This is a genomic window from Postechiella marina (assembly GCF_039538365.1).
In the GTDB taxonomy this organism is placed as follows: Bacteria; Bacteroidota; Bacteroidia; order Flavobacteriales; family Flavobacteriaceae; genus Postechiella; species Postechiella marina.
The window spans coordinates 87,118-106,528 of record NZ_BAABCA010000003.1 but is presented as its reverse complement, the minus strand read 5'-3'; the positions used below and the strand labels follow the sequence as shown (position 1 = coordinate 106,528).

Genomic DNA, 19,411 nt, shown 5'->3' with positions numbered 1-19,411 from the left:
TTTTTTTTAGGTTACCAAATAATACTGTAATTAATTGTACTGTCTCCTTCTGGGATTTCAACTAATAACTCATCTTTGTTATCAATATTTCTTATGATTGGTTTTATATTATTTCCAGAAAAATCAATATAATAACTTTCATTATTGATAATGTAAGTATTGTTAGGAAGTGCTTTTATGCTTACTCCATCGGCTATTTTATGCCATAGGTTTTTTCCATTAGAAATTTTAATAGATTTTTTTAATTGACGATTACCTTTAGGTACGCTGTATTTGTTTGTAATTACGGACTTGCCTATTTGATATGAGAATGAGGGCATTTTAGAGTTGTCTAACTCGTAACCTAATTGTTTAATGCTTTTGTTTTCTGGTAGTGGTTGAGGCCACTTTGTATGCTCATCGGCTAAAGCTACTATTTCTAGATCTCCATGTAAAGATACCGAAAAACCTATAGGTTCTCCAAGTTGGTGCTGACCTCTAGATAACCACATATGTGTAGTGTTTAAAAAAGATCCGCTCCAAATTTTAAGTAACGATCCTGTAGCTAAATTGTACGAGTAATGAATGCCTTGCGGAGTTCCAACAGAGATGCAATGCGTATGTTTTAAGCCTTCATGATTTACAAAACTTCGTTGCATAATAGGTTTGTCTTTAACTTCTATAATTATACCTTTTAACGGGTCAAAAACACCTTCTCCTTTTTTTACACCTTCTTGTAAAGAGTATTTTTGCATATTGGGGCCTTCAACATGCAAGCTAAAGCCCCTAGACCATGGTGCGTGTTGGTTGTAAATAACTTTAAATGGAATGTCTCCTTTTTTTAGAGCTATGGTTTTTATATGCGCTTTATCCATACCGCCTCTCATGAACAAAACTTTTTTATTATTTAGATATAACTCTGCGTTACCATTTGTGTGGCCTTCAAATAAATATTGTCCAGATTCTGGAACAGATAACATACCAGAATAAGTTACCATTTTTCTATCTCTGCTACTAGTTACATCTACTAAAGAAAAACTATTAACTTTTTCCTCTTTTGTTTTGGCGATAGTGTCTAAATCTACGGGTAATTTTTTTACGTTTTTGTATTCAGATCTATTTAAATTAGAAAGAATAAACGTATTGCCTTCATATAATTTATATTTAATGTTTTTAAAAGCAACAGGGCCATGGTCGCCTTGAATCATTAAAGGGCCTCTTGGTTTTTCGTTAGCATTGCTACCTCCACCACGTGTAGGCCCACTTAACTCTATGTTTTCGTGTATTAAAACACCATTTAACCAAACTTCTTCAAACCAAGCATTTTTTGTTTTTTTGCCAGACTCGTCAAATTTAGCAGCATGAAAAATAACTTTTATATGCTGCCATAAGCCAGGGGCTTTTGCTGCATTAACTCTTGGCGAATACCCTTCGTACCCTTCTTTACCTTTTTTAGCATCTTTATTCCATCGTTGGTAAATGCCTCCCATGTCTACATACTTAGGGTGTTCTACACCCCAACTATCAAATAGTTGTACTTCGTATCGTCCTTGAAAATATAGACCTGAGTTAGATTTTACAGGCATCATAACGTCTAATTCTAATTCAATGTCTCCATGATCGAATAGTGTGAAAATATTTTTGTTCTTTTCTTGGTCGTTGGTGTTTATTAAAATACCTGTTCCTTGTTCTGTATAAAGAGTTTTGTTTTTAGTTCTGTCTGCAAAAACATTGCCAACCACTTTCCAATTTGCTCCTGTTGGTTTAAAGGCTGATAAGTCGTTTATTTTTATGTGATTAAAGGGTAAAGAAGAAGAAACAGTTGCCTTCTTTTTAGTTTTTGCAATTTGAACCGGTGTAACTTCTTCTTTCCCGCAAGAAAAAGAGAGAAGTAAAACAAGAAAGTATAAAATTTTGTTTTTCATTTCGATAATAATGTTTAGTATATTTAGTTTAAGTGCTGTCTAGGTTATAAAGAAACAAGATATTTAGGTTTGTTCTTTACTTTTTAGGTGAAATTCTATTAAAAGTTACTTAAATTTACTTAAACGATAAAAGCGACACTGTAAAGATGTCGCTTTTATTATAATTTGGAAGTTGGTGTTTACTTTACAATTAATTTGGTTCTCATTGTAAAAGAGTGGCCAGGGAAAGTACATACTATCCAGTATTCTCCTGGTTTACTAGGAGCAGTAAAGTAAATAGTTTCATTACTTTCTGGTCCTACTGTTCCAGAGTGAGCTAGTATTAAATCGCTAAATGGAACGTAATTTAAATCAGATCCTTCTAGGCCTAGATTAAGAGCTAATTCTCCTACTTTGTTAGGGGTTTCTTTTCCTGGTTTTGTAACAACAATGTTGTGAATCATATCATCGTTGTTATTTAAAGTTAATTGAATTCTGCTATTGGCTTTAATTGTAAATTCTTCAACATCGTATTTCAAGCCCGGTATAGTACCAATAACTAATTTTTCATCTGCGCCATTTTCTCCCCAATCTGAAGGTATTGTGGTAACACGTTTAGGCTGGCTTATTGCTTTTTTTTGTGTTTTTGGCATTGCCATTTGAACAGATTTTAATGTGCCTCCAGGGACCTCGTTTAATGTGTAATATCCAATATTGTGTAGTAGTAATTCGCCTGATTGGGATTGTAATTTAGGTATTTCTATTTGATGAATATACCCTAAACGCATGTTATGTGCCTCAATTTTTACTTTTAAGCCATCTTTTGAAACAACTGCTTTATGTATCATAGCTTTTTGTGTATCAATAATTGGACTCCCGTATTCTTTATGGTAATGGTATGTAAAAGTAGACATTTTATAGTTTGCTACATCTTCTCCCATTTTTTTGTTGATAGGTTTTGTGAATTCTAATTCGAATCCATCATTGTGAGCTTTAATAGCTTTTATTTCAAAAGGTACCTTTCCAGACCAAACTAAACGTTGTAATCCGAATGATTTTTTACCTGTTGAAGACCAACCTCTACTTGTCATTCCTACAAACATACTATTGTCGTTACTCCAAGCCATTCTTAAAACTCCCGAAGAAAAGTTTTCTTTAAATAAAAATGAAGCACCTTGATATATACCATTTACTTTTTCCATGAAAACACGCATAACCTTACTGTGTCCTTGGTCTCCTACAAACATTTGACCTGAAAAAGGACCAAATTTACCATTTGTTGTATCGTATAGAATATCTGAAGTAGAGATGCCTAGAATAGTATGAGGGAACCATATCGCTGGAGCTTTTACAGCTTTTACCTTTTTAGCATATTCGTATAGTGTTGTACCTTTATCCGGATTTATATCTTCTGGTTTTAGTTTTAAGGGTGATTGTTTATCGTTAGTCCATTGTAAACTCATAGGATTTCCCCCTGCGAAATCACCTTTTTCTATATGTGTCATTCTTCCAGAACCTACCCATTCTCCTTGGTTTTCGGTGTAGAATATATCGCCAGAAGTATTAATGTCGAAACCTGCTGGAGATCTGAAGCCTGCAGCTAAAGGTGTCATTTTTCCTTTAGGAGTAACTTTTATTAACCAACCTCTCCATTTTGCTAAACTTAAACCGTCACCTTGATAAGAAGCGTTTAGGGTTAAAATCATATCTCCATTATTGTCAAATTTTGGCCCATAAGAATACTCGTGGTAATTGCCCGATAGGGGCCACGAGTAAATTGTTTTATAAAAATCTGCGACACCATCGTTGTTTTCATCTTCTAGACGTGTTAATTCACTACGCTGTGCTGCGTAAAATCCTTTGTTTTTATAGGCTAAACCTAAAGTTTCATGAAGACCCTCGGCAAATAGGCTGTATTTTGGTGTTTTTGTATTTGGTTTATCAATAAGCCAAACCTCTCCTCTTCGTGTTGAAACCCCTAGTTTTCCTTTTTCTGTTAAGGCTAAACCTCCAACCTCTAGAATAATATCTTTTGGGATTGGGACATCTATTATTTTGTAATATTCAGATTCTCTTTGTGCGAGAGCCTTATTTACTATTTTTCCTTTTTTTTGAGCTATTCCAACTTGGCTTATTAGTAGAATAGTTATAATTCCTAATATTTTATATATGGTTTTCATGCGCTTTATATATCGTTTACCAAATTATACTATACTGTAGCGTTTGTTTTCCTGCAGGAATATTTACAAGTAATTCCTCTTTACTATTTATAGATCTTATGATAGGCTTTAAAGTATTGTTGCCAGAAAAATCTATATAGTAACTCTCGTTGTTAATTATATACGACGCATTTGGAAGTGCTTTTATGTTTTGGCCTTCTGCTATTTTGTGATAAATTCCTTGTTTTGAATTTACTTGTATAATTCTATTTAAACCTCTTTTTGTTTTAGTTGAAGAGACAAACGTTGTTGATATTTCTGCATCACTAATATTGAAGAAAAACTCAGGTGTTCCTTTGTTGTTGCGTTTATAGCCTATTTGGTTAAATTTTATATCGTCGCTTAATGTTTTTGGCCAAGTTTGATTAAGGTTTTTTAAAGCATAAAAATCTAATTCGCCATGCGAAGAGACTATAAACCCATTTGGAAATCCTATTTGTTGATTCCCTCTAGAGTGCCACATAGATGTTGTGTTTAAAAAATCGCCACCCCAAACATATAATAAAGATCCTGTAGATAAGTCGAAAGCATAATTTAACTTTTCAACCAAGCCTACGTTTATAGCATGTGTTTTTTTATAATCTTTAAATTGAACAAAACTACGTTGTATTTTTGTTTTGTTTTTTGCTGTTACAAGAATGGGTTTAATCGTTTTGTTTTTATTAATATCGTTCATGCTGGTTTCTAATATAGAATAGCGTTGTATTTTTGGCCCTTCTACATGAACATCGAAACTACGACCCCAAGGGAATGGTTTATTGTACATTAAAGTGTAGCTTGCTTTTCCTTTCTCTAGTGTGATTTTGCCATATTCATAATCTTTAGTACTAGTATTAATTAAGGTATCGTTGTTTACAACCAAAAGACCTTTGCCATAAACATTAATATCGAATAAGTAATCGCCAGAACTAGGTACGTTAAAAGTTCCAGAGTATTTTAGCATTTGTTGAAGATTATCTTTAAATCTTGCTAAAGGAGAAATAGAGTCTGTTTTAATCTCATCTAATTTAGGTAAGGTGTCGTATTGTTTAAAATTGCGTTGTCTATTAGGGTTTTCGTAAACCTCTAAAGTTGTGTTTTCTATGCCTAATTTTTTATTTTCGTATAGTTTATATGCTATGTTTTTTATGGCTACTGCACCATGGTCTCCCTGAATCATTAAAGGAGCCAAGGCAACTTCTTTAGCGTTGCCGCCTCTTGTAGGTCCTGTTAATTCTACATTTTTATGTAATAGTACTCCGTTTAGGCTTACTTCTTCAAACCAAGCGTTTTTTGTTTTTTTACCATCGGCACCAAATTTTGGGGCATGAAATATAATTTTTAAGTGTTGCCATAATCCTGGGGCTTTGGCTGCATTGGTTATTGGTGCATGCCCCTCGTATCCTTCCTTGCCTTTTTCAGCATCTTTATTCCATCGTTGGTAAATGCCTCCCATATCTACATACTTAGGCTGTTCTACACCCCAACTATCAAATAGTTGTACTTCGTATCGTCCTTGAAAATATAGACCAGAGTTAGATTTTAAAGGCATCATAACATCTATTTCTAGTTCAATATCGCCATGACTAAATGAAGTGAAAAGGTTTTTGTTTTTTTCTTGGTCGTTGGTGTTTATTAAAATACCTGTTCCTTGTTCTGTATAAAGAGTTTTGTTTTTAGTTCTGTCTGCAAAAACATCGCCAACCACTTTCCAATTTGCTCCTGTTGGTTTAAAGGCAGATAGATCTTTTAGTTCTATAGTTGTAAAGGGTAAAACAGTTTGTTGTTTTTTTTCTGTTTTAGTAGTTTTTTGTATTGGGTTTTTTTCGTTTTTTCCACAAGAGAGTACAAGCGAAAGCACGAAACAAAAAAAGATATTCTTTTTCATTTAGCTTATTGTTGTGAGTTTTTATAACTAAAGGTAAAACTTCTTTAACTATAAAGTTGTTTTGTTTGCTGTTTTCTACGAAAATTCACGAAAATTAAAAACTATAATTTATTGATAGTAAAGCTCTTCGTCTTAAAACAGGGAATACTACAAAACTAGCATCTGGGTTTGTTGCAACAAACTCTGGTGTTGCTCCGTTAGCATTGGCTCCAAAACTGTTTGCTCCAAAAAAGTTGGCTAACCCTTCAGAATTAAAAAGGTTGGTTACTAAAATGTTAGCAGATAGATTTTTGTTTATTTTGTAACCTGTTCCTAGATTAAAAATACTGTAGGCATCAAGTTCGAAACCGTTAGCAACATTTCCTTGTCTTTTACCCATGTATTGCCATTTTAAGAAAGCTGAAAATTTGTCTTTTTCAAATTCTGTACTTAGGTTAAACATTAATTTAGGGTTAAAAGGCAGTGTGTTTCCAGAGTAATCTGTAATTGTATCATCTGTAGTGTCTACAGAACCAGCAGCGTCATAAATTTTCCAGTCTTTAGCTTTTGGGTCTTGAATAACACCGTTAAATCTAAAGTTTAAATAGTCTACAGGAGAAAAAACACTTTCCCATTCAAAACCTATTGTTCTAGAACTGTTAAATTGAATAGGTGTATAGAAAATACTGTTATTATCTCCGTCAAATTCAAAATTAGCTATTCCTATATCTTTAAGTTGGCTCCAAAATGCGGTTCCGGTAAACGAAGCATTTTTCGAATCTAATTTTACACCCAATTCTGCCTGTAATATTTTTTGAATTTCTCCTTTTTTATTGATAGCTACATTATCAAAATTATTGAAGTAGTAGTTTAATTCTGGAGCTTTGTTTCCTTTTGAGAACCTCGAAAATAAAGCAGTATTATCGTTTATTTTATAATTTACTCCAGCAGAATATGATAAGTAATTGTAGTTGTAATTAAAGTGGTCTCTTTCTCCAGTTGGAGTAGATACACTATTGTCGTATGCAGTTGTTGCATCTCCATCTAGTCCGCCATCTTGAGAAAAAGGTGCGTATCTGTCTTTGCTACCTTTATGGTTTATAGTTTCGTAGCGTAACCCTAAATCTAGGTGTAGTTTGTTTGCTACTTTCCAGCGGTCATTTAAAAAAGTGGCAACCTGACTAATTTTTGCTCTTGAGTTTACAAAAAATAAACCGCCATAATTACTAACTCCATTTTCATCAGATAAGGCTAAAACAGGTTGGTTAGGGTTTTCTAAAGTAACATCTAACAACCTTGGATTTGGCTCGTAAGTTACAAAAGCAAAACTACCTTGCGTGTAATGAGATGTGTCTGAAAACCCAAGTGAAAGTCCTGTTGTTATATCGTGATTTTCTAATTTTTTTCTCAATGTCAACTGGTTCATCCATTCATCTGCTTCGTTATCTTTATACCAGGCTGAAGTTCCCATAATGGCATCGTTTGGTAAAGAGCCACTAATGTACTCAAAAGACTCGCCAGCTAAAATTCCAGAGTTGTTAACACGTGCTAACTCGTTGTTAGATTGAGCGTCTTTAAAAACAACTTGACCAATAGGAAATTGTGCGCCACTAATAAAATAAGCTAATGGATTGCTAAGCGATACAAAAGCATTGCTAATAGAGGTTTGCCAGTTGGCATCTTTAGCAGAGAATTTTATGTTGTTTTTTATAGACCAGTTATTTCCTAGGTCTTGTAAAAAGTCAAAACCTAAGGCTAAGTCTTTGGCGTGTACGCCTTGCGAAGGGTCAAAGTTAATAGTGTTGTCTAGGTTTCTTCCGTCAGGAATAGTTGCATTAAAACCAGGCATTAGTAAAGACGAGTTTTTAAAGTTTTGACCAAAAGCGGGTGTAGGGTTATCCCAATTAGTGGCAGCAACGCCTGTATATCTGTTTGTTTTATCGTTTAAAAATTTTCCGTAGAATTTAATATAACCGTTATCGTGCTCTTTAATAACATTAAATTTAAATTGTCCGCCTTTACTAAATGTAAAATCGGTATCGCGTGCGCCATCATCAACTCTATAATGTCCGCCAGCATTAAAATACCAATTATTGCCTAAAGGACCTCCAATATTTGTATCTGCTTTTAAAATAGCGTTGTCGTCGCCTTGTGCACCAGCAGAAAGTTGTACTTCGCCACCAAAATCTTGTCTAGAACCATGAGATATAAAGTTGTAAATACCACCTGGAGCGTTTAGTGCAGTTATGGCAGAACTACCGCCACGAATGGCTTCTGCTCTTTTTGTGGTTAAATCTGTGCGGTGAAATAAATCTGGACTGTAATAAGAATGTTGCACCAAACTTACTGGTAAGCCATCTTCTTGTAAAGATACATAATACCAACCCATGTCGTCTTCTGCAGAAGCAGAAACACCTCTCGTGTAAACTTTGGTATAAACTTCGCCAGCAGAAGCATCTGTAAAAGTGCCAGGGATGTTTTGAAGTAAACTAGCTGTGCCTTGAGGGTAAGATTTTTTAATGTCTTTAGATTTTAATGTACTTATAGAAGTGCTAGACTCTAAGCCAATTCTAGGGTCAAAAGTTCCTGTTACTACAACTGTTTTTAAGTTAAGTAAATCGTCTTCTAAAATAAGTGAAAGTGTTACATTTTTATTTTTAATAGTAACTGCTTTGTTAATAGATTTAAAGCCTAAATGAGAGATTGCAATGTTGTAGTTTCCGTTAGAAATGTTTTCTAATTTAAATTGTCCGTTGTTATTACTTGTAGTGTTTCTTTTTAAAGATTCTATGGAAACAACAGCGCCAGCTATAGGTTTTCCACTGTTGTCTTTAATGTCTCCAGAAATATTGTTTTGAGAGAAAGATAAGTTTGCAAATAAAAAAGTAAATGCAAAAAATGATAGTGCTATAAATCTATTCATTATTAATTATTTAATTTGTTGGTATTTTATTTTGTTTAGTAAAAAGTAAACAAGCAAAGGTGGGAAATATTATTCTTCTTTTTGTTTGTATTTTATCATTGAAATATTTTGAACAAAAACACAGGCGCGTTTTAATGCTTTTTTAAGGCATTTTTTTTCTCTTGAATGTGTCTTATTTGTTGTTTTTTTTAGTTTGGTATATAACTCCAAAAGCAGCAATTAATAAACCAAGAAATTCTCTCGTGCCTTCTAGGTAAGGTTTTTCGTAAATCATTTCTCCAAAAATTTCTTTTTTGTTTTCGGTGTGTAAATAGTCTACAAATAAAGTGAAATGAAAAGCTGAATAAATAAGTAAACCAATTATGGTTGCTAATAGTATAAGTTTAGGTATGGGTTTAAAATTTGAAATTAAACATATTAAGGCTACGTAAAAATAGATGGAAAACCATAAAATGCCATCTGGATCGTTAAGTTGAATAATAGCAAAAAGGAGGAATACTATAAATAAGATATAATTAGTTATGCTTTTTGATTTGCTTAATTTTACAAGATTAGTCATTGCTTTTTGTGATTTAATACGATTTAATTTTAGTCTAGGTAGTGGTTTTGTTTTGCCAAAATTAATAATTTTCGAATTTAAAAAGCTCTTTTTTGCAGTGTACGTAAAATGAAAATATAACGTGTTGTTATTTAAAAGTTTGAAGTTTCTTTGTATGCTTTTATAATGGCTTTTTCTCCTGCAATGCCATCTATAGAGTTACCATGTTCCATGCCTAAAACCCCTTTAAAGCCTTTGTTGTGTATGTGCTTAAAAATATTTTTGTAGTTTATTTCGCCTGTAGTAGGCTCGTTTCTTCCTGGATTATCTCCAATTTGAAAATAAGCAATTTCGTCCCAAGTTTTATTAATGTTAGGTATAAGATTGCCTTCTTGTATTTGTTGATGATAGATATCGAATAAAATTTTACAAGATGGCGAGTTAACTGCTTTGCATATTTGATATGCTTGAGGTGAATCGCTTAAAAATTGACCCGGGTGATTGTAAAAGTTTAAAGGCTCTAAAACCATAGTTATACCATGTGGTTCTAATATTGACGAAGCTTGTTTTAGGGTTTCTATAACATGAGCTGTTTGGTAGTTTATATCTTGTTTTAAATCTACATGGCCAGGTACCACTGTTATCCATTTAGCATTTACACGCTTTGCTACTTCTACAGATTCTTTAATGTCACTTAAAAACTTATTACGAATGTTAATTTTTCCAGAAGTAAGACTTGGTGTTTTCCAGTCTATTTTATGAGCTACAAAAACGCCCATGGTTATATTTCGTTTAACCATGGTTTGCGACATTTTTTCTTGAAGTTCTACGGTTCGTTTTTTCATTCCGTTATCTTCGTAGGCAGTAAAACCTAGGTCTGCCATAAAATTTAACTGATCTATAGGGTCTTTTCCAGCATGGTGTTTAAACATGCCTAAGTGTGGGGCGAAGTTCATTTTATAATTGTGGGTAGCTGTGTTTTTATCTTTACTAGTCAAGTTTATAGCATGTAAGGTGGATGTGCTTAAACCTAATAAAGATGCAACTGTTGTTCCTTTTTTTATAAACGATCTTCTTTTCATCATATTTATGCTATAATTCTAAAATTTCAATGTTTTTAAATTCAACAGGATGACTTTCGCTTTGCAGCGAAATGTAACCGCCTTTTAGAGGTTGTCCTTTTTTAGCAGCCCATTTCTCTTCATTGTAATCTACTTTGCCTCCAAACTGAGGTTTGCTATATTCCATAACCTTTTCTCCGTTTATAAAGTGTTTAATTATAGAATCGTTTCTTACTTCAATTTCAATATTAACCCATTGTTCTCCATGGTAGGTTTTGGAAGAGGAGTCTATGCAGTGTTGTTTTTTTAGCTCGCCATCTATTTCTACATGAGTGCCTGGCGTACATAGATTTGCGGTGTATCTTTCGTCTGTTCCGTTGCCTCCTAAGAGCTGAACTTCAATCGAGACAGGAAAATTTTGGTCTAAACCTATTTCTTTAGGGTCTTCGCAATGAATCATAATTCCGCTATTTCTATTTGCCCAAGCTTCACCATCTCCTAGTTGTTTTCCAACAAATCTATAATCCATTCTGAACTTGTAATTTGAAAATGGTTTTTTGTAATAAATATGCCCGAAGGTTCTATCGAAAATATCATCATATTCGTCATAATTAACTTTAAGAATACCGTTTTCTACTTTAAAAGTGTTTTTATAATTAACACCTACTTCTTGACCTTTTATTTTTATAACCCAATCGTTAAGGTCGTTTCTAGAAAGCAAGTTAACCCATTGTTTTTTTGTAGGCTCTGTGTTTTCTTTTTTAGCATTTTTACAGTTAAATAAGCAGGAGATGCATAATGCAAGCACTAGTGTTTTTAAAATGTTTGTCATATTTTTTTATTGTTTATAAAGACCAGGCTTTTCCTTTAGTAGCCTCGTCTACACTAATGCATCCTTTTGCTACACCAGGAATAGGGTCGTATGCTAAAACTTCTTTGCCAATTTTTTCACTTGTTTTGTAGGCCCATATAGATGTGCTTCTAATACCTTTTAAGGTATTGAAAATTATAAAATCTTCCGATCCTTTTTTGTAAGCCTTTCTCTCTGTTTTGGTCGTTTTTAAGTATTTAGCTAGTAAGGCATCATAATCTTCATTTTTTAGAGCAGACACACCTTCTTCAGGAATGCTTAAAGCGTTTAAAATGCTGCTTAAACCTTTTTTAAATTTAGCTTGTTCTTTATTTGTGTATGATTTTGATACGTATAAGTCTATAAATTCTGGAACGTTAACATCTAATGCGCCCGGACTTTCCTTAGTTGTTGGTAGAATTAAATCGACTAAATGGGTTAAAACAATGCCTTGATCTGGACTTAAAAAAATAGGAGTCCATGTTTTAGCTTCGTTTGTGCAACTATGTAATAGGCTCAATATACTTGGAGTGGCAACCGCGTAGCCTACTGTTAATCCAATACCTTTTAAAAGATCTCTTCTATTCATATTAGCTGTTTTTAATTTGTTTAGCAGCATGGTTAGCAGCGCGTGCAGTTAAAGCCATGTAGGTTAGCGAAGGGTTTGTGCATCCAGACGACGTCATACAAGCGCCATCTGTTACATAAACATTTGGTACGGTATGTATTTGGTTGTTTTTGTTTAAAATAGATGTTTTTGGGTCACGCCCCATTCTTGCTGTTCCCATTTCGTGTATACCAATACCCGGAGCGTGAACCGAATCGCGTTCTACAATATCGGTAAAGCCAGCTTTTTCTAACATTTCTACAGCTTGAGCAATCATGTCTTTACGCATAGCGTATTCGTTAGATTTCCATTCAGCATCAAATGTAATAGTTGGTAAACCCCATTCGTCAAGTTTTTCATAGTCTAGTGTCATCTTGTTGTCGTGGTTTGGTAGGCATTCTCCAAATCCACCAAGGCTCATTCTCCATCCGCCAGGTTCAAGAATTTTTTCTTTTAATTCTTTTCCGTATGCTAGTTCTTCTATAGGCTCGGAGTAATCATTTCTACTTGCTCTTCCTTGGTAGCCATAACCTCTTATAAAATCTTTTCTTTCAGATTTTTTATCGCCTAAATTTCTAAATCTAGGTAAGTAAATGCCTCCAGGAATTCTGCCTTTATAATATTTGTCATCGAAACCAGAGATTTTGCCAGAAGCTCCAGCGCCTAAATGGTGGTCCATTATGTTATGTCCAAGTTCACCAGAATCATTTCCTAATCCGTTTGGGAATCTGTCAGATTTAGATTGTAGCAGTATAGATGTCGATGCCATTGCCGAGGCGCAACAAAAGATAACTTTGGCTTCAAAAACCATTTTTTCTTTTGTTAATGTATCTATAACTCTAACTCCTGTTGCTTTTTTTAAAGTATCATCATATATTATTTCATGAACAATAGAATTTGGTCTAAGTGTCATATTTCCTGTGCGTTCTGCAGCAGGTAATGTAGATGAGTTACTGCTAAAATATGCGCCAAAAGGACATCCTCTAATACATCTATTTCTAAATTGGCATTTACTACGTCCTTCGTGAGTTTTGTCTCCTGTAATATGTGCTACTCTTCCATGTGTTAAAACACGATCGTCATAATATTCTGCTATTTTTTCTTGTAAATGAGTTTCAACACAATTAAAAGGCATTGGTGGAGAAAAAACACCGTCTGGTAATTGTGGTAAACCTAAGTTTTCTCCGCAGACACCAATGTATTCTTCGACATAACTGTACCAAGGCGCTATGTCTTTATATCGAATTGGCCAATCTACGCCATGGCCATCTTTTTTATTGGCTTCAAAATCTATGTCGCTTAATCTATAGCTGTGTTTTCCCCACATAATAGAGCGTCCTCCAACATGGTAGCCTCGCATCCAGTCAAAGCGTTTTGTTTCGTTATATGGGTGTTTAATATCGTCTACAAACCAATGTTTGCTTGCGGGTTTTGTGGTGTAACCAGTTCTGTCTTGTTTTGGTTGTCTTTTTTTGTCTTCGACAGATTTGTTTCCTCGTAATTCAAAATCCCAAGGATCCATGTGCATTGTCGGGTAGTCTTCAATATGTTTTACCATACGACCTCTTTCTAAGACTAAGGTTTTTAAGCCTTTTTCGCAAAGCTCTTTGGCTGCCCAGCCTCCAGAAATTCCTGTCCCTATTACTATAGCATCGTATGTTTCTTTCATGAGTTGTTAGGTTTTTTGTAATGAACTGTAAATTTGATAATAAATTGTGTTGCTTATTATCGAATAAGTAAGTTTTAGTGATAAAATTTCATTATATCGGAAAAATAACTAATTTGCATGGTATTAGTGTTCAAATTTTTTCAGTGAAAATAAATATACAAAAAATTCAGCCATATGAAGCAGATGGCGTAGTGTATCATGCAGATACTTGTTTGCCTTTAATTGATGCGGTTGAGCGTAAAAAATTAAAGTTTAAAGCCTTGGCAAGGCATACGTATCCAGGTGATAGGCTAGATGCTAATACGTTAGGGATAAATAGTATTGGGTATTGGGATGCGAACGAGCCTCAAGATTGGGGTTTAGATTGGCATAGAAATGAAGGTATGGAATTTCATTTTTTAGAATCAGGAACCATGCCTTACAGTCAGGAAAATAAGGATGTTACTTTAACACCTGGACATTTAACTATTACGCGCCCTTGGGAAGCTCATAAAGTTGGGAACCCTAATATAGGTATGGGTAAGTTGTATTGGGTGATTATAGATTTAGGGGTGAGAAGGCCTCACCAAGAGTGGGTTTGGCCAGATTGGATAACTTTAACTCCAGATGACTTGGCAAGATTAACTACTATTTTAAGGCAAAACGAAAAGTTTGTTTGGAAAACAGATAGGCGAATGGGAGATTGTTTTAAGCGTATTAATGCAGCGGTTAATACAGATGTTAATGGTAGTAATGCTTCAAGAATTCGTTTGTTGGTTAATTATTTGTTGATATTGCTTTTGGATGTATTGAATACAGAAGACATTATTTTAAACGAGGCGTTAACAGATAGTTCTAGAAGTGTTCAGCTTTTTTTGAATGAGCTAGAAAAAAACTTGTCAGACGATTGGACAATAGAGTTAATGTCTCAGTCTGCAGGTGTTGGGTTAACAAGGTTTACGCATCATTGCAAGCAATTAACAAACTTGACGCCAATGCGTTATTTAACTATGAAGCGTTTGGAATTGTCTAAGAAAATACTTCAAGAAAATGAGCATCTAGCCATAAGTGAGGTGGCTTATATGTGTGGCTTTACTACGAGTCAGTATTTTTCTACAGTGTTTAAGAAGCATGAGAAATGTTCGCCAAACGAGTATAGATTTCGCTTTTTTGTAAGCGATAAAATTTCATCGTATTCTTAAAATATAATACTTGGGTGTTTAAATTCTTTCACTGAATAAAAATAAACAGTGATTAGAAATAAATTATATATTTTCACAAGATTATCAGTGTTATAGAAAACTAAATAGAACTTCAAAAATATTTAATAATGAATAGAAGAGATTTTATATCGAAGACTTCTCAAACTACTGCTGCGTTATCTTTAATGGGGTTGTATGCTTGTAATGATGCGAAAAAAAATAAAAATAAACTAGAAGGAGTTATTAAAAATCCAGAATTGTTTTTCAAAATTTCTTTGGCAGAGTGGTCTTTTCACAGGTCGCTTAAAAGTGGTAAAATGGATAATTTAGATTTTGCAGCAAGGTCTAGAAGTTTAGGCTGCGAAGGCATTGAGTATGTAAACGGTTTTTTTAAAGATAAGGCGAAAGATATGTCTTATTTAAAGGACATGAAATTACGAGCTGATGCTGAAGGACAGCAAAATGTTTTGATTATGATAGATGGTGAAGGCGCTTTAGCAAATGCAAACGAAAAAGAAAGATTAGAAGCTGTAGAGAATCATTATAAATGGGTGGAAGCAGCCCATTTTTTAGGCTGTCACGCTATTCGTGTAAATTTAGCAGGAGGAAAAGACAAATCAGATGCAGTTAAGGCAGGAGTAGATTCGTTATCTAAACTTTCAGAATTTGCTCAGGGTTCTAACATCAATGTATTGGTAGAGAATCACGGTGGATTTTCTTCTAATGGCGAATGGATGACTGATGTGTTTTCTCAAATAAAAAGCAAAAACTGCGGAACACTTCCGGATTTTGGAAACTTTTGTATTAAGAAAAATAAAAATAAAGAATGCTTAGATGCTTATGATCGTTATAAAGGAATGAAAGAGTTGTTGCCTTTTGCAAAAGCGGTAAGCGCTAAGTCTTACGATTTTGACGCAGATGGTAACGAAACTACTATAGATTTCTATAAAATGATAGAAATGGTAAAAAGTGTAAACTATAATGGTTTTATAGGAATCGAATTTGAAGGGCATGGTCTTACCGAAGATAAAGGAATAACCTTAACAAGAGATTTGTTAATTAAAGCTGGTAAAAAATTATCATAATAAAAACGAACTAAACTAAATCAAATTTATAAAATGGAAAATATTAATAAAAATAGACTGTTCTTGGCAAGTTGTCTTGCTTTAATCACCACAGCAATGACTTTTGCCATTCGAGCAAGATTAGAAACCGTTTTTGGTCCAGAAGGCGTTGGCCTTTCGTTAGAGCAAATTGGTTATGCTTTTGCGCCAGCATTTTTCGGCTTCACAATAGCTATGATTATTGGAGGTCCTTTGGTAGATTTATTAGGTATTAAAAAAATAACATGGATGGCTTTTTTAACACATGCTGTTGGTATTGTTTTAACTATAATGGCTGGTTCTATGACATCGTTATTTATTGCAACGCTATTTATTGGTATTGGTAATGGTTTTGTAGAGGCTGCTCTTAATCCTATGGTTGCGTCAATGTATCCAGATCAAAAAACAAAAATGCTTAATAGGTTTCATGTTTGGTTTCCTGGTGGTATTGTAATAGGTTCTCTTGTAGGCTGGTTAGTTATGGATGTTTTAGGTTTAAGCTGGCAAATTATGGTGGGTACTTTATTTATTCCATTAGTACTTTATGGTTTGTTGTTTATGGGGCAAAAAATACCAGTTACAGAGCGTGTTCAGTTAGGTATAAGTAATAAAAAAATGTTTTCAAGTGTGCTAAATCCGTTATTTTTATTTATGGTGTTTTGTATGTTTTTAACAGCAGCTTCAGAGTTGGGAACAACACAGCGTATAGAGTCGTTGTTAAAAGAATCTGTGTCTGCACCTTTATTGGTATTGGCTTTTATAAACGGTATTATGGCTTTGGGGCGTTTGTCTGCAGGTCAAGTAGTGCATAAATTAAAACCTTCTGGTATGTTACTCTATTCTGCAATCTTCACTTTTGTAGGGTTGTGGTTGTTAACAGTTACTAGTGGAGGAATGATATTTGTTGCAGCTGCAGTTTTTGCTGTAGGCGTTACTTTCTTTTGGCCAACTATGTTAGGTTTTGTAGCAGAGTATTTGCCAGAAACAGGAGCAATTGGCTTATCTATTATGGGAGGTGCTGGTATGTTTTCGGTGTCATTAGTGTTGCCTTTTATGGGGCGTTTAATGGATGGTGCTAGTGGCCCAGGAGAAGCGTTAAGAACTATGTCTATTTTACCAGCCATTTTAATTGTGGCCTTTTTAGGGTTGAATTTTTATATGAAAAAAAGAAATAGTAAAGAAGTAGCTTAAATTATGAGTAGAAAATTAAAAATGGGAATGGTTGGCGGTGGCGCTGGCTCTTTTATAGGAGATGTACATAGAAAGGCAGCATCTATAGATGGAATGATAGATTTAGTTTGTGGTGCATTTAGTAGTAGTGCCGAAAAATCTATAGCTTCAGGAATGGCTTTAAATTTAAAAGAAGATAGGTGTTATGGTACATTTGAAGAAATGATTCTTAAGGAAAAAGCATTGCCAGAAGATGTGCGTATGGATTTTGTTGCTATTGTAACGCCTAATCACATGCATTTTCCTCCTGCAAAAATGGCTTTAGAACATGGATTTCATGTGGTTTGTGATAAGCCAGTTACATTGACTTTGGAGGAAGCTGAGGAACTTCAGGAGGTTATTGAGAAAAGCGGACAGGTTTTCGCATTAACCCATAATTACACAGGTAATGCCATGGTAAAACAAGCTAGAGCTATGGTTACTAAAGGTGAGTTGGGTAAAATTAGAAAAATACAAGCGCAATATTTACAAGGGTGGTTATCTACGCCTTTAGAAAATACAGGGCAAAAACAAGCTGCTTGGAGAATAGATCCTAAGCGTTCTGGAATTGGTGGTGCTTTAGGTGATATAGGAACACATGCCGAAAATTTAATAGAATATATTACAGATTTGAAAATTGATGAAATTGCTGCCGATTTAGGACGTTTTGGAGAAGGGCGTGTTTTGGATGATGATGGTAATATGCTTATTAGAATGGAAAATGGTGCTAAGGGAAGTATTTCTATTTCTCAAATTGCTTTAGGGGAAGAAAACAACCTTGGTATTAAAGTATATGGTGAAAAAGGAAGTTTGGAGTGGTATCAAGAAAATCCGAATGAATTAATTACACGTTGGCTAGACGAACCTAAAAAAATCTATACGCCAAATGGAGTAGGATTGCATAAGGAAGCTTTAGAGGTTTCTAGAATTCCTGCTGGCCACCCCGAAGGTTATTTAGAGGCTTTTGCTACAATTTATAAAAATGTGGCAACGCATATTACTGCTATAAATAATGGAGAAACTATTGATAAGCCAGATTATCCAACTATTTACGATGGTTTAAGAGGTATGAAGTTTATTTATGCTGCTGTAGATAGTGATAAGAATAATACTTCTTGGACAAAAATAAATTAATTTAAAAAATAATTGTTGGCGTGTACTGCGTTAGGGATTGCAGAGGAAAGCCCACAGCGACGAAGGAGCGCGGACTTGAAACGTAAAGCCCGACCCTTGTGGTAACGCCCAAATAATAATATATAAGAATGAAAACAATAAAAGGACCTGCGGTATTTTTGGCTCAGTTTGCTGGCGATGAAGCACCATTTAATAGTTTGGATGGGATGTGTAAATGGGCGTCAGATTTGGGTTATAAAGGCATCCAAATTCCAACATGGGATGCTAATTTAATTGATATAGATAAAGCAGCAGAAAGCCAAACGTATTGCGATGAATTAAAAGGAAAGGTGAATTCGTATGGTTTGGAAATAACAGAATTATCTACGCATTTGCAAGGGCAATTAGTAGCTGTAAATCCAGCCTACGATACTATGTTCGATGGTTTTGCGCCAGATGCAGTAAAAAACAATCCGAAGGCTAGAACAGAATGGGCTATACAAACGGTAAAAAATGCAGGGACTGCTAGTGGTAAGTTAGGTTTAAATGCTCATGCTACATTTTCTGGGGCTTTGTTATGGCACACAGTGTATCCTTGGCCACAACGCCCTAATGGATTGGTAGAGATGGGCTTTGAGGAATTAGCAAAACGGTGGTTACCTATATTAAATCATTTTGATGCCCATGGTGTAGATGTGTGTTATGAAATTCACCCAGGCGAAGATTTGCATGATGGTGTCTCTTTTGAGCGCTTTTTGGAAGCTACAGGCAACCATAAGCGTTGTAATATATTGTACGACCCAAGTCATTATGTGTTACAGCATTTAGATTATTTGTCTTTTATTGATATTTATCACGAACGAATAAAAGCATTTCATGTAAAGGATGCCGAGTTTAATCCAACAGGAAAACAAGGAGTGTATGGTGGATATTCTGATTGGAAAGATCGTGCAGGACGTTTTAGATCTTTAGGTGATGGGCAAGTAGATTTTAAAAGTATTTTTTCTAAACTTACTAAGTATGATTGTGATGTTTGGGCTGTTATGGAATGGGAGTGCTGCATTAAGTCGTCTGAACAAGGCGCTAGAGAGGGTGCGCCTTTTATTCAGAAACATATAATTGAAGCAGTAGGACGTAGTTTTGATGATTTTGCTGGCGGAGAAACAGATGATGCATATTTAAAGAAAATTTTAGGAATTTAATATTAGT

General features: G+C 34.4%; 14 protein-coding genes. 5 read left to right on the top strand and 9 right to left on the bottom strand.

Annotated features, from left to right (window positions below; genetic code table 11):
* Positions 1–11: 11 nt before the first annotated feature.
* From ABD715_RS07115 to ABD715_RS07075, 9 genes are all read right to left on the bottom strand, one after another.
* Positions 12–1,904 carry a 3-keto-alpha-glucoside-1,2-lyase-like domain-containing protein gene (locus ABD715_RS07115; protein WP_344787447.1) on the bottom strand — a complete coding sequence of 631 codons (1,893 nt, stop codon included), beginning with the start codon at positions 1,902–1,904 and terminating at the stop codon, positions 12–14.
* A 179-nt stretch (positions 1,905–2,083) separates the two neighbouring features.
* Complete coding sequence (locus tag ABD715_RS07110) at positions 2,084–4,063, bottom strand: plastocyanin/azurin family copper-binding protein (protein WP_344787446.1); 1,980 nt, start codon at positions 4,061–4,063, stop codon at positions 2,084–2,086.
* Positions 4,064–4,079: 16 nt separating this feature from the next.
* The gene (locus ABD715_RS07105) at positions 4,080–5,969 is read right to left on the bottom strand and encodes a 3-keto-disaccharide hydrolase (protein ID WP_344787445.1); all 1,890 of its coding nucleotides are present in this window, start codon (positions 5,967–5,969) and stop codon (positions 4,080–4,082) included.
* Between the two features lie 94 nt (positions 5,970–6,063).
* Positions 6,064–8,871: a TonB-dependent receptor gene (locus ABD715_RS07100; RefSeq protein ID WP_344787444.1), complete on the bottom strand. Its 2,808-nt coding sequence runs from the start codon at positions 8,869–8,871 to the stop codon at positions 6,064–6,066.
* Between the two features lie 172 nt (positions 8,872–9,043).
* Positions 9,044–9,430, bottom strand: a complete 387-nt coding sequence (locus tag ABD715_RS07095) for a transmembrane 220 family protein (RefSeq protein WP_344787442.1) — start codon at positions 9,428–9,430, stop codon at positions 9,044–9,046.
* 131 nt (positions 9,431–9,561) lie between these two features.
* Positions 9,562–10,491, bottom strand: coding sequence for a hydroxypyruvate isomerase family protein (locus tag ABD715_RS07090; RefSeq protein ID WP_344787892.1), 930 nt, complete (start codon positions 10,489–10,491; stop codon positions 9,562–9,564).
* Positions 10,492–10,501: 10 nt separating this feature from the next.
* Positions 10,502–11,302: a 3-keto-disaccharide hydrolase gene (locus ABD715_RS07085; RefSeq protein WP_344787441.1), complete on the bottom strand. Its 801-nt coding sequence runs from the start codon at positions 11,300–11,302 to the stop codon at positions 10,502–10,504.
* A gap of 13 nt (positions 11,303–11,315) precedes the next feature.
* Positions 11,316–11,909 (bottom strand): gluconate 2-dehydrogenase subunit 3 family protein, encoded by a 594-nt coding sequence (locus tag ABD715_RS07080; RefSeq protein WP_344787440.1) that lies wholly within the window; start codon positions 11,907–11,909, stop codon positions 11,316–11,318.
* Between the two features lies 1 nt (position 11,910).
* Positions 11,911–13,596, bottom strand: coding sequence for a GMC oxidoreductase (locus tag ABD715_RS07075; protein ID WP_344787439.1), 1,686 nt, complete (start codon positions 13,594–13,596; stop codon positions 11,911–11,913).
* A gap of 143 nt (positions 13,597–13,739) precedes the next feature.
* Here ABD715_RS07075 and ABD715_RS07070 point away from each other — a divergent pair, with 143 nt between their 5' ends.
* From ABD715_RS07070 to ABD715_RS07050, 5 genes are all read left to right on the top strand, one after another.
* Positions 13,740–14,777 carry an AraC family transcriptional regulator gene (locus ABD715_RS07070; RefSeq protein ID WP_344787438.1) on the top strand — a complete coding sequence of 346 codons (1,038 nt, stop codon included), beginning with the start codon at positions 13,740–13,742 and terminating at the stop codon, positions 14,775–14,777.
* Positions 14,778–14,905: 128 nt separating this feature from the next.
* The gene (locus ABD715_RS07065) at positions 14,906–15,862 is read left to right on the top strand and encodes a sugar phosphate isomerase/epimerase family protein (protein WP_344787437.1); all 957 of its coding nucleotides are present in this window, start codon (positions 14,906–14,908) and stop codon (positions 15,860–15,862) included.
* 33 nt (positions 15,863–15,895) lie between these two features.
* Positions 15,896–17,071 (top strand): MFS transporter, encoded by a 1,176-nt coding sequence (locus ABD715_RS07060; protein ID WP_344787436.1) that lies wholly within the window; start codon positions 15,896–15,898, stop codon positions 17,069–17,071.
* 3 nt (positions 17,072–17,074) lie between these two features.
* The gene (locus ABD715_RS07055; protein WP_344787435.1) at positions 17,075–18,223 is read left to right on the top strand and encodes a Gfo/Idh/MocA family protein; all 1,149 of its coding nucleotides are present in this window, start codon (positions 17,075–17,077) and stop codon (positions 18,221–18,223) included.
* Between the two features lie 128 nt (positions 18,224–18,351).
* Complete coding sequence (locus tag ABD715_RS07050; RefSeq protein WP_344787434.1) at positions 18,352–19,404, top strand: sugar phosphate isomerase/epimerase family protein; 1,053 nt, start codon at positions 18,352–18,354, stop codon at positions 19,402–19,404.
* The last annotated feature ends 7 nt before the right edge of the window (positions 19,405–19,411 follow it).